Consider the following 11020-nt stretch of genomic DNA (forward strand, 5'->3'; position numbering starts at 1 on the left):
CCCCCCATCTGCCGCGTTGTCGTCGGTCGCCGACTCCCCCACTCTCGACTTCGCTCGAGCGGGGGGACCCCCATCGCGTCGACTCCCTCCTCCGCCTTGCAGCTGGACGCACCAGACCCCGCTCACCTGCGTTCGTCAGGCGCCGCCGATCTCCTGCGGCCTGATCCGCCGGACAGGCCCTAGCGCCCGATGAACTGCGGCCCCTGCGGCGGCAGCCGGAAGTCGGGGTCCGGTGCGGCGGCCGGCACCGGTACCGGTGGCGGATATCCGTACCCGGACTGCGCGGTCGCCGGAGCGGGCTGCGGATACCCGTACGCAGGCTGACTGGTCGGCTGCGGATACCCGTACGCCGGCTGACTCGCCGCCGCCGCGGGCTGCTGCTGCGGATACCCGTACGCAGGCTGCGCGGTCTGCGCCTGTGCGGCCGTCGTCGGCTGCTCCGGGGGCAGGGGACGCGACACCTCGGGTGCCGACCGGTGCGCCGGAGCGGACGTGGTGTCGGCGGCCGGGGCAGGCTCCTGAGCGGCCTCCGCCTCGTCCACCGAGATCCCGAAGTCCGTCGCCAGCCCCTTGAGCCCGTTCGAATACCCCTCGCCGAGCGCCCGGAACTTCCACCCCTCGCCGCGCCGGTACAGCTCACCGCAGATCAGCGCGGTCTCCTCACCGGTCTCCGGCTTGACGTCGAAGTAGGCCAGCGGCTCACCGTCGGGCGCAGCCGCGTCGTACAGCAGAATGCGCAGCGACCGTACGCAGTCGAACGCGACGCCGTCCGCCGAAGCGACCAGCAGAATCTGGCTGACGTCGGACTCGACACCGGAGAGGTCTGTCTGGATCGTGTCGGTCAGGCCTTCGGTGACCCGTTTCTTGCCGAGCCGCCAGACCTTCCCGGAGGGGTGCCGGGGCTGGTTGTAGAAGACGAAGTCCTCGTCGGAGCGCACACGACCGTCGGGGCCGAGGAGCAGCGCCGAGGCGTCGACATCCGGGACCCCCTGCCCGGGCGTCCAGCGCAGCACGGCGCGCACCGTCGTGGCTTCGAGCGGGACGTTCGACCCCTTCAGCATCGCGTGCGTCATGCGGTCATCCTGCCCTCTCCGTCCTGGTCACGACAACGCGGGGTCGGGGTTCCGGGACCGCCCCGCAGTGCCGCCGACATGGCCCTGCTTGCCCTGCGTTACCTGAAATTCATGCCCAGCGGGAACCCCTGACATGGCCTTCTACGTACTATTACCGGCCACCTTTACTCGGCACAGCGGCCGCTCAGTCACCACGGGGGAGCTTTATGCGTCATTTCGGGCACATCGCCCCTGAGGTGCGGCAGCGCCTCTTCCATCAGGAGCCGTGCGACTTCACCGCCGGCTCCCCGGCCCGGCTGCTCTCCGCAGCCCTGGGCGCCACGCTGTACAGCCCGGCGACCCGCCCTCGGCTCGCCGACGACATCGTCAAGCAGACCGGACGCGGCGTGGTCTCGATGGTGCTGTGCCTGGAGGACTCGATCGACGACGCGGACGTCGGCGCGGGCGAGGAGAACCTCGTCCGCCAGTTCACCGAGCTCGCCGGCCGCGCCGACGACACCGATCTGCCCCTGCTGTTCATCCGCGTCCGCACGCCTGGGCAGATCCCCGACCTGGTCCGCCGCCTCGGCCCCGCCGTCCGGCTGCTGTCCGGATTCGTACTGCCGAAGTTCACGGAGGAACGCGGCATCCCCTTCCTGGAGGCCGTGGCCACCGCAGAGGCGGCGAGCGGGCAGCGGCTTTTCGCCATGCCGGTGCTGGAGTCGCCCGAGCTGCTGTACCGGGAGTCGCGGGTCGAGACCCTGGAGGGCATCTTCCGGGCCGTCGACAAGTACCGCGACCGCGTGCTCGCGCTGCGCCTCGGTGTGACGGACTTCTGCTCCTCGTACGGGCTGCGCAGACCCCCCGACATGACCGCCTACGACGTCCAGATCGTCGCCTCCGTGATCGCCGACGTGGTGAACATGCTGGGACGGGCCGACGGCACCGGGTTCACGGTGACCGGGCCGGTGTGGGAGTACTTCCGGGTGCAGGAACGCATGTTCAAGCCCCAGCTGCGGCGCAGCCCCTTCCTGGAGGGGCAGGCCGAGGAACTGCGCGAGGCGCTGATCGAGCACGCCATGGACGGGCTGTTGCGGGAGATTACGCTGGATCAGGCCAACGGTCTGCTCGGCAAGACCTGCATCCATCCCTCGCACGTGCTGCCGGTGCACGCTCTGTCGGTGGTCAGTCACGAGGAGTTCAGCGACGCCCAGGACATCCTGCGGCCGGAGCGGCTGGGCGGTGGCGTGCTGAGGTCGGCGTACACGAACAAAATGAACGAGGTGAAGCCGCACCGCGCCTGGGCCGAGCGGACGCTGCTGCGCGCCGAGGCGTTCGGCGTGGCCAACGAGGACATCGGCTTCGTGGAACTGCTGGCCGCGGGAATCCCCGGCTGATGTCGCCGGACACCGCCGCAACGCCTGAGAACCCCGAAATCGCTGAAACCGCTGAGAACCGCTGAAACCGCCGAGAACAGCTGAAACCACTGAAGCCGCCGAACACAAGGTGCCGAACACCGGTGAACACAAGGAACGCATGGACAAGGCAGTGAACAACGGGGACAACCGAGCCGACGGGAACGGGACCTGGTCCGGGACCTGGGTCGCCGAGCGGCTCGGGGTCGAACTCGACGGCGACGACACGCTGGCCGACCTGCTGGGGCTCGCCCTGCGACGCAACCCCAAGCGGGCGCACCTGCTCGTGTCGAACGTGCTCGGCAAGCACGTACCGCAGTCCCCGTCGGTCGTCTACGGCTCCGGGTTCGCCCTCGGGCGGAGGGTCCGGGAGCTGCTGGGGGACGCCGGGGCGAGCGCCGCGGTCGTCGTCGGGTACGCGGAGACGGCCACCGGGCTCGGCCACGCGGTCGCCGACGGCCTCGGCTTCGCCCCGTACCTGCACTCCACCCGGCGCCCCGTGCCCGGCGTCGCGCAGGCCGGCGGCTTCGAGGAGTCCCACTCGCACGCCACCTCCCATCTGCTGCTCCCCGAGGACCCGGAACTGCTCGCCGGAGACGGGCCACTGGTCCTGGTCGACGACGAGTTCTCCACCGGCAACACCGTCCTCAACACCGTGCGCGCCCTGCACGAGCGCTATCCCCGCGGCCGGTACGTCGTCGTTGCCCTGGTCGACATGCGCTCGCCCACCGACCAGGACCGCCTCGCGGAGTTCGCGGACGAAATCGGCGCCCGCGTGGACCTCGTCGCCACGGCCCAGGGGACCGTGTGCCTGCCGGACGGCGTACTGGAGAAGGGCCAGGCCCTGGTCGCCGAACACGAACAGACGGACGCGGGGCCGATGGGCGCCGGTGCTGACCAGCGGACGGGCGGCGCCGTCACTCGGGTCGAGCTGCGCTGGCCCGCCGGGGTGCCCGACGGCGGCCGGCACGGCTTCACCGCCGCCCACCGCAGGCGCCTGGAGGCCGCTCTGCCCGCCATGGGCGCCCGCCTCGCGGAGGCCCTGCCGCCGGGCGCCCGGCGCGTGCTGGTCCTCGGCTGCGAGGAGCTGATGTACGCGCCGCTGCGCCTCGCCCGCGAGCTGGAACACCTCGTCCCGCCCGCCGACATACGGTTCTCCACCACGACCCGCTCTCCCGTCCTCGCCGTCGACGACCCCGGCTACGCCATACGCACCCGCCTGGTCTTCCCGGCGCACGACAACCCGGCCGACGGCCCCGGCGAGCGCTACGCCTACAACGTCGCCGGCGGCGGTTTCGACGCCGTCGTCGCCGTCGTCGACTCGACCGCCGACACCCCCGCCCTGCACGCACCCGACGGGCTCCTCACCCAGCTTGCCGCCCACGCCCCGCACGTCCTGCTCGCGGTCGTACCGTCGTACGTTCCCGAGGCCGCGCATGCCTCCGAAAGGCCCGCCATGCTGCCCGAGCCCCTTCGCGGCCCCGCCTTCTCCTCGTACGCGCCCGAGGAGGTCGGCTGGCTGCTGCAGGACCTGTCGGACGTCACGCTGGAAGCACCCACCGAGGAGCGCGAAGAGGCCATCCAGAGCGGCGGCGCGCACTACGCGGAGTCCCTGCCGGTGGAGTACCAGCCCAGCGAGCAGTACCAGGAGCTCTTCCACGCGGCCCTGGAGACTTCCGCGGCGCGCATCGCCCACGCCGTCGGCGTGGTCACCGAGACCGTCCTCGCCGAACGGTCACCCCGCCCGGTCCTGGTCTCGCTGGCCCGTGCGGGCACACCCGTCGGCATCCTGATGCGCCGCTGGGCGCAGCACCGGCACGGCCTCGACCTGCCCCACTATGCCGTGTCCATCGTGCGTGGCCGCGGCATCGACGCCAACGCGCTGCGCTGGCTGGCCGCCCGGCACGACCCGCGCGACGTCGTCTTCGTCGACGGCTGGACGGGCAAGGGCGCCATCACCCGCGAGCTGGCCGCGGCACTGCGCGAGTTCGAGGAAGCGGAAGGCGTCACCGGCTTCGACCCGGAGATCGCCGTGCTTGCCGACCCCGGCTCCTGCGTCCGGACCTACGGCACCCGCGAGGACTACCTCATCCCGTCCGCCTGCCTCAACTCCACGGTGTCCGGCCTGATATCGCGCACCGTGCTGCGAGCCGACCTGGTGGGCCCGAACGACTTCCACGGCGCCAAGTTCTACCGCGAACTCGCCGGCGCCGACGTCTCCACGGTCTTCCTCGACGCCGTCTCCGCCTGCTTCGACGAGGCCGCGGACGCGGTCGACGCCGCCGTCAAGGAACTCCTGGCCGCCGACCGCACCCCGACCTGGGAAGGCTGGGCGGCCGTCGAGCGCATCAGCGAGGAGTACGGCATCCACGACGTCAACCTCGTCAAGCCCGGCGTCGGCGAGACCACGCGGGTCCTGCTGCGCCGCGTGCCGTGGAAGATCCTGGCCCGCGCCGGCGCCGGCCCCGACCTGGACCACGTCCGGCTGCTGGCCGAGCAGCGCGGGGTACCGGTCGAGGAGGTCGCCGAGCTCCCCTACACCTGCGTGGGGCTGATCCATCCCAAGTACACGCGCGGCGCGACGGGCGCCGACGGAAGGGCGGTGGCTGTCTGATGCCGGTGCTGGTGGCGAGTGACCTCGACCGTACGCTCATCTACTCCGCAGCGGCCCTGTCGCTGACGATGCCGGACGCGCGGGCGCCACGGCTGCTGTGCGTCGAGGTGCATGAGAGCAAGCCGCTCTCGTACATGACCGAGACGTCGGCGGCACTGCTCGCGGACCTCGCCGACTCCGCGGTCTTCGTGCCGACCACGACCCGTACCCGCAAGCAGTACCACCGCATCAACCTCCCCGGCCCCACCCCGAAGTACGCGATCTGCGCGAACGGCGGGCACCTGCTGGTGGACGGGGTGTCGGACCCCGACTGGTCCGCGCGCGTGACGGCCCGCCTGGCCGACGAGTGCGCGTCGCTGGCCGAGGTGCAGGAACATCTGCTGAGGGCCGCGGACCCGGTCTGGGTACGCAAGCACCGGGTCGCCGACGACCTCTTCGCCTATCTCGTCGTCGAGCGCGAGCTGCTCCCCGAGGAGTGGGTGAAGGAACTCGCGGTGTGGGCGGAGAACCGCGGCTGGACGGTCTCCCTGCAGGGCCGCAAGATCTACGCCGTGCCGAAGCCGCTCACCAAGAGCGCCGCCATGCGTGAGATCGCCCTCCGCACCGGCGCCGACCTCACGCTCGCCGCGGGCGACTCCCTCCTCGACGCCGACCTGCTGCTCGCGGCGGACAAGGGCTGGCGTCCGGGGCACGGCGAGCTGGCCGACAGCGGGTGGAGCGCGCCCGACATCACCTCTCTGCCTGAGCGGGGGGTACTGGCCGGAGAGCGCATCCTGCGCGAGTTCCTGCGGGCGTCCCGGGAGCGGCCGTAGGCGGTGGCAGTCGCGTCCGGTCACGGCCGTAGGCGGGGTGGCGGTCGTGTCCGGGCACGGCCGTAGGCGGGGTGGCGGTCGCGTCCGGGCAAACGCGGTCAGCCGCAGCAGCCTCCACCACAGCACCCGCCCCCGCCGCCGGCTCGCGGAGCCGGCGCGGTGGCCGAGCCGCCCACCGCCACGGTCGACAGCAGCTTCACCGTGTCGTCGTGGCCCGTCGGGCAGGTGGCCGGGGCGGAGGACTCGGCCATGGGGCGGCTCAGTTCGAAGGTGTCGCCGCAGGTCCGGCAGCGGTACTCGTAGCGAGGCATACGCACAGGTTAACGGGCGCTCTCCGGCGGCCGCCGGGATTCGTCGCGCGCCACGGCCGCCCCCCGCGCCCGCTCCCGCGGCTCCGGCTCGACCAGGTCGGGATGGCGGGCCCGCCAGTACGGGTTGTCGTGCGGCAGGGCCGAGCCGACCCTCCCGTACATCCCGAAGAACATCAGCACCACACCGAAGACGAAGCTGAACAGCACGTTCTGGATGCGGAAGGCGAGGAAGTTGTACTCCGTCTCCAGCAACCCCAGGTTCAGGAAGCCGCTGAGGATGAAGGCGAGGCCGACGATCATGTTGAGCGTCGAGGCGAAGTTCCCGCCGATCACCATGCCGACGAAGAGCAGCAACCCCACGCAGATCGACAGGACGCTCAGCGCGCCGTTGGTGTTCAGGCCCGCGACCTGGTCCCCGCGGGTGTCGAAGAAGCCGACCTTGTCGATCAGGCCGAGGATGCCGAAGGCGATCAGCACCAGACCCATCAGACCCGCGCCGACGCGGTAGACCTGGTTCAGGCGGTGGTCGACGGGAAGGTGATCGTCGAACCGGATCCGCCGCCGTGTTCCCCCGTGCGCTGCGTGTGTGGCCATGTCCGCCTCCCTTGGGCGTGAGCGGAGGCCATACTTCCCTTTCCCTTCAATATCTGCCCGCTCTGCCCCGCCGGGCAACACGTCCGGGCCGTATCCGGGCTCCACAGCAGGTCAGCGGCCGGGCCGCGCTCAGTGACCGGCGGCTCCCCCGCGTTCCTCGCGGATCTGCGCGACCACCCTGGCCACCGTCTGCCGCACCGCCTCCGTCTCGGTCAGGAAGTGCCAGTAGTCCGGGTGGCGGCCGTCCAGCGTGGCGATCGCCCGTTCCAGCCGGCCGACGGAGTCGTCCAGCGGGCGGGCGTGACGCGGGTCGGGCGTGTTGCGGCCGGCCATGGCCAGCCGCTGTGCGTCCCGGATCGCGAACCGGGTCCGGTCGATCTCCTGCTGCGGGTCCTTCTGCACGGCGTTCAGCCGCTGCAGCCGGTCACCGGCGGCCGAGACGGCCTCGTCGGTGGAGTTCAGCAGTGCCCGTGCCGTCGACAGCAGGGCCGTCGCGTCCGGCCAACGCTGGGCGTCGCGCGCGGCCTGCGCCTCGGTCAGCTTCAGCTCGGCCTGCCGTACGGTCTCGGCGGCCTGCCCGGGCACGTGCTGGAGGTCCTGCCAGCAGGCGAGGGTGAACCGCCGCCGCAGTTCGCTCAGCACCGGCTCCACCTGACCGGCCCGGGTGGTGAGGGCCTGCGCACGGGTGCGCAGGGAGACCAGCCGGTGATCGATCTCGGCGGCCCGCTCCGGCAGCCGTTCGGCCTCCGCGCGGATCGCCTCGGCCTCCCGGGCGACGCGCTCGGCCCGCTCGAGGGTCTGGGGTACGCCATGCTGTCCGGCGCCCTGGTTCAGCTTGGTCAGCTCCGGGGCGAGGGCGGCGAGACGGGCGGCGAGATCATCCGCCCGCAGCCCTGATCCTCGTACCGTGTCAAGGGCGTTGGAGGCGGCGAGCAGCGACTGCCGGGCGCGTTCGACGGCGGGGGCCAGCCGGGCGAGCTGGGTCTCGGCCTTGCCGAGCAGCGGACCGAGCCCGTCCGCGAACCGGTCCAGGTCCTGCTTGACACGGCCGAGCTCGTCCTTGGCCCGGGTCAGCTCGGTGCGGGCACGGCTGGCGGCCGAGGCCTCCAGGTCGTCGCGGTCGAGGTCGTGGGCGTCGACGGCGTCGATGTAGCGGTGGCTGGCCTCGTCGATGCGGTGGCCGAGGGCCTCGAAGTCGGCGGCGGCGCGGCGGGCGGCGGGGGAGTCGTCGACGGCGGCGATCGTCTCGATCGAGATCCGTAGATCACGCTGGGCGGTGTCGAGCTCGTAGAAGGCGGCCGCGGCGGCGTCCTTGGCGGCCTGTGCCTCGGCACGCTGGCTCTCGGCGCGCCCACCGAACCACCGCCGGGTGCCGCCACCGGCGAACGCGGCCGGCAGCGCGAGGACGGCGATCAGGGGCAGGCTCATGAGGGTGAGGGCGTCACGGACCGCGGCGGAGACCTGCGGAGGGCGGTGCGCGCGCGGCATCGACGGCGATTCCGGCTGAGGTGGTGTCGCCGTCACATCCCTCTCCCGTGTTGTCATCCGCCCTGCCCGGTGTCATTCTCCCACCGGTTAAGGACGAACACACGGGCCTGTTAGTTCGCTGTCCGGACCGTGACTTTGCCGTCGCCGGTGCGGGCGGACACCACATGGTCGCTGGAGTCGTCGCGGGGCACGGACACGTCGACCGCGCCGTCACCGGTCTCGGTGCTCACGCGGTACGTGGCCCGGGGCAGCGTGACGGTGACGGAGCCGTCGCCACTGCTGGACTCCACCAGGTCCGGTACGACGCCCAGTTCGAGCCGGACCGAGCCGTCGCCGGTGTGGGTGCGGACCTCGCGGGAGCTGACGTCGGCGCGGACGGAGCCGTCGGCGGTACGCAGCTCCACCGGTCCGGTGGCGCCGCTGACGTGCACGGAGCCGTCGCCACTGCGCACCTTCAGCGCCGCGGTCGTCTTCTCGACCCGGACCGAGCCGTCGCCCGTACGGATGTCCAGGGCGTCCCCGAAGCCCCGGGCCCGTACGCTTCCGTCCCCGTTCTCGACCTTGACGTCGACGCCGCGCGGCACCTCGATGCGGTGCTTGGCCGAGCAGTCGGCGATGAACCCGGAGCACTTCAGCCGCAGCACCAGCCGGTCGTCCTCCATGGACCAGGTCACCTTGGGATCGTTGCCCGCAACGACCGAGCCCTCGAACCACCGGGTGACCTCGATACGGCCCGCCGGGTTGTCGTCCGCGGCGACGATCTCCAGGGCGGAGTCGTCGGAGTCGACGGTAAGGGTGGACCCCTGCAGCGAGAAGGACCGCTGCTCGGGATCCTTGTCCTCCCCGGCGGACGCCCCGCAGCCGGCGACCCCCGCGACGACGACCACGACGGCACCGGCGACAGCGGCCGCACGAGCGCCAACGGAAACGGAAACGGTACGGGCCATGAGGATCTCCCCCTGAGACGGACTGCGAGACGCCCCGGTCCCGGCCTGTGGGTGCCGGGAAGGCGACTCCTCGACCGTAGGCACCCGGCCTCGTCCGGGGGATCCGGACCACTCCCGAATCCGGGGTGGGGTTATCCCCCCGCCCAGGACGCCCACACGGGGGGGCCGCCCGCCCCGCGATACAGGTTTGCAGGACAGTGCCCCGGGCAAGGTAGGCTGTCGACTCGTCCTGGGCGCGTAGCTCAGCGGTAGAGCGCCGCCCTTACAAGGCGGATGTCGGCGGTTCGAAACCGTCCGCGCCCACCAGTTGCAGGACACGACGAAGGCCCAGGTCAGCCGGTAGGTATCCGGAGACCTGGGCCTTGTTCTTTGGCGGCTGCTCGGAGCCGCCGTGCCACTTACGTGCCAGATGGGCCGCGCGGGGGCCGCTTCACCTTCCTGATCTGACCGTCGACGTAGTCGGCGATCTGGTGGTCGCGACCGTTGACGAGGTGCTGGTAGATCAGCGCGGCGCGGACCGACGAGTGGCCCATGCGGTGCATCAGCTCGCGGGTGGTCGCGCCGCCAGTCGCAGCGAGGGTGTTGCCGGTGTGCCGGAGGTCGTGGAAGTGGACGTCACCGAGGCCGGTCGAGTCGAGGGCGCGGAGCCAGATCCGGCGGAAGTTGTTGCGGCGGAGTACACCGCCGCGGGCGCCGACGAAGACGAGCCCGGTTCGGCCGGCATCGGCGTACTCGGCCAGGTGGTGCGCCAGCTCGTCGACGAGCGAGGCAGGGAAGGCGACGGTGCGGACACCGGCCGCGCTCTTGGGAGCCTTGACCGTAAGGCCGTCTGTTCGGGTCTCGGCGTACGAGCGGCGGACGGAGACGGTACGGGCCTCCAGGTCGATGTCACGGCGCTGGAGAGCGGCCAGCTCACCGAAGCGGAGGGCGCAGAAGGCCGCCAGGAGGATGAGGGCGCGGAAGTGGGGCGGGACGGCGTCGGCGAGTCGGTACACCTCGGGGACGGACAGGAACGGCCGCTCAGCGTGGGTGACGGCACCGGCGCCCTTGATCCGGCAAGGGTTGCGCTGGATCAGTCCGTCATCCACGGTCGTGTTCATGATGGCGCGCAGGACCTGGTAGGCCTTGGCGACCGTGGCCGGACCGACGCCCGTGTCGAGGAGGTCCGTACGCCAGCGGCGGATCTGCGGCGTGGTGATCTCTTGCAGGGGCACCATGCGGAACGTCGGCATGATGTGCAGGCTCAGCACCCCGGCGTTGCGCTCGCGGGTGGTGGCCGCGTAGTCGCGGTCCTTGAACCAGGCCTCGGCGTACTCGCCGAACGGCGGTAGGAGCTACGACCGTGCACCTCGATGACGCCCTCGGCGACGAGCTTGACCAGCACTTGGCGCAGAGCGGTGCGACCGATACTCAAGTCCTCGGACAGGGTCCGCTCAGACGGCAGCTTGGAACCTGGCGAGTACTTGCCCGTCGCGATCCACTCGCGAATCGTGCGATAGACCCGCTCCGACTTCGGTCCCATCCGGTGAGCACACTCCTCGCTGCCTGCGGTGGCGTCTAGTTGCCTGCCGGGCGCAACGTAGCCGGACCTACTCACTGTGAGTAGGTTGCTCCCCATCCGGGTGATCGCCAGAGGATCGCCGAGTCTAAAACTGACGATCATCAAGGCCCGCGCACGGCGCGGGCGCGCGCCGCCTTTCCGGCGCGGCCCGCCTCCTGTCTTCGCCCCGGCTGGCCGCGCCCGGCGGCGCGCTACGTGCAGCGGGCGGACGTAGGGAAACCCTCTG

At 71.5% G+C, this 11020-nt stretch carries 9 protein-coding genes, 1 tRNA gene and 1 pseudogene; 4 read left to right on the forward strand and 7 right to left on the reverse strand.

From position 1 onward, the window contains the following. Positions 1–179: 179 nt before the first annotated feature. A complete protein-coding gene (locus ACTWQJ_RS36175; protein ID WP_443310691.1) occupies positions 180–1073 on the reverse strand; it encodes a TerD family protein in 894 nt (297 codons plus the stop codon). Positions 1074–1279: 206 nt separating this feature from the next. On the opposite strand from ACTWQJ_RS36175, the gene ACTWQJ_RS36180 reads away from it, so the two are divergent. The 3 genes from ACTWQJ_RS36180 to ACTWQJ_RS36190 all read left to right on the forward strand — a co-directional run bounded on the left by ACTWQJ_RS36180 (position 1280) and on the right by ACTWQJ_RS36190 (position 5893). After that, the gene (locus ACTWQJ_RS36180) at positions 1280–2449 is read left to right on the forward strand and encodes an HpcH/HpaI aldolase/citrate lyase family protein (RefSeq protein ID WP_443310692.1); all 1170 of its coding nucleotides are present in this window, start codon (positions 1280–1282) and stop codon (positions 2447–2449) included. Between the two features lie 139 nt (positions 2450–2588). Beyond that, complete coding sequence (locus tag ACTWQJ_RS36185) at positions 2589–5081, forward strand: phosphoribosyltransferase (protein WP_443310693.1); 2493 nt, start codon at positions 2589–2591, stop codon at positions 5079–5081. Next, complete coding sequence (locus ACTWQJ_RS36190) at positions 5081–5893, forward strand: HAD family hydrolase (protein ID WP_443310694.1); 813 nt, start codon at positions 5081–5083, stop codon at positions 5891–5893. Before ACTWQJ_RS36185 ends, ACTWQJ_RS36190 begins: the two co-directional genes overlap by 1 nt. 98 nt (positions 5894–5991) lie before the next feature. Here ACTWQJ_RS36190 and ACTWQJ_RS36195 read toward each other — a convergent pair whose 3' ends face one another. The 4 genes from ACTWQJ_RS36195 to ACTWQJ_RS36210 all read right to left on the reverse strand — a co-directional run bounded on the left by ACTWQJ_RS36195 (position 5992) and on the right by ACTWQJ_RS36210 (position 9233). Then, positions 5992–6204, reverse strand: a complete 213-nt coding sequence (locus ACTWQJ_RS36195) for an FmdB family zinc ribbon protein (RefSeq protein WP_443310695.1) — start codon at positions 6202–6204, stop codon at positions 5992–5994. 9 nt (positions 6205–6213) lie between these two features. Further along, positions 6214–6798, reverse strand: a complete 585-nt coding sequence (locus tag ACTWQJ_RS36200; RefSeq protein ID WP_443310696.1) for a DUF4383 domain-containing protein — start codon at positions 6796–6798, stop codon at positions 6214–6216. 129 nt (positions 6799–6927) lie between these two features. Then, the gene (locus ACTWQJ_RS36205) at positions 6928–8322 is read right to left on the reverse strand and encodes a hypothetical protein (protein WP_443310697.1); all 1395 of its coding nucleotides are present in this window, start codon (positions 8320–8322) and stop codon (positions 6928–6930) included. 74 nt (positions 8323–8396) lie between these two features. Next, positions 8397–9233, reverse strand: coding sequence for a DUF4097 family beta strand repeat-containing protein (locus tag ACTWQJ_RS36210; RefSeq protein WP_443310698.1), 837 nt, complete (start codon positions 9231–9233; stop codon positions 8397–8399). A gap of 231 nt (positions 9234–9464) precedes the next feature. Between ACTWQJ_RS36210 and ACTWQJ_RS36215 the strand changes: the two genes are divergently transcribed. Then, a tRNA-Val gene (locus ACTWQJ_RS36215) sits at positions 9465–9539 on the forward strand. A gap of 92 nt (positions 9540–9631) precedes the next feature. Here ACTWQJ_RS36215 and ACTWQJ_RS36220 read toward each other — a convergent pair. Together ACTWQJ_RS36220 and ACTWQJ_RS36225 are read right to left on the reverse strand one after the other, a co-directional pair. After that, the gene (locus ACTWQJ_RS36220; protein ID WP_443310699.1) at positions 9632–10465 is read right to left on the reverse strand and encodes a tyrosine-type recombinase/integrase; all 834 of its coding nucleotides are present in this window, start codon (positions 10463–10465) and stop codon (positions 9632–9634) included. Between the two features lie 68 nt (positions 10466–10533). Then, positions 10534–10755 (reverse strand): annotated as a pseudogene (locus ACTWQJ_RS36225) (winged helix-turn-helix domain-containing protein); the annotation flags it as partial. Positions 10756–11020: the final 265 nt, after the last annotated feature.

It is taken from the genome of Streptomyces sp. KR55 (assembly GCF_052245645.1).
In the GTDB taxonomy this organism is placed as follows: Bacteria; Actinomycetota; Actinomycetes; order Streptomycetales; family Streptomycetaceae; genus Streptomyces; species Streptomyces flavusporus.

Bases quoted from the DNA above. Each gene is read 5' to 3' on its own strand.
- ACTWQJ_RS36175 (WP_443310691.1), bottom strand. From the start codon at position 1,073: ATGACGCACGCGATGCTGAAGGGGTCGAACGTCCCGCTCGAAGCCACG.
- ACTWQJ_RS36180 (WP_443310692.1), top strand. From the start codon at position 1,280: ATGCGTCATTTCGGGCACATCGCCCCTGAGGTGCGGCAGCGCCTCTTC.
- ACTWQJ_RS36185 (WP_443310693.1), top strand. From the start codon at position 2,589: ATGGACAAGGCAGTGAACAACGGGGACAACCGAGCCGACGGGAACGGG.
- ACTWQJ_RS36190 (WP_443310694.1), top strand. From the start codon at position 5,081: ATGCCGGTGCTGGTGGCGAGTGACCTCGACCGTACGCTCATCTACTCC.
- ACTWQJ_RS36195 (WP_443310695.1), bottom strand. From the start codon at position 6,204: ATGCCTCGCTACGAGTACCGCTGCCGGACCTGCGGCGACACCTTCGAA.
- ACTWQJ_RS36200 (WP_443310696.1), bottom strand. From the start codon at position 6,798: ATGGCCACACACGCAGCGCACGGGGGAACACGGCGGCGGATCCGGTTC.
- ACTWQJ_RS36210 (WP_443310698.1), bottom strand. From the start codon at position 9,233: ATGGCCCGTACCGTTTCCGTTTCCGTTGGCGCTCGTGCGGCCGCTGTC.
- ACTWQJ_RS36220 (WP_443310699.1), bottom strand. From the start codon at position 10,465: ATGCCGACGTTCCGCATGGTGCCCCTGCAAGAGATCACCACGCCGCAG.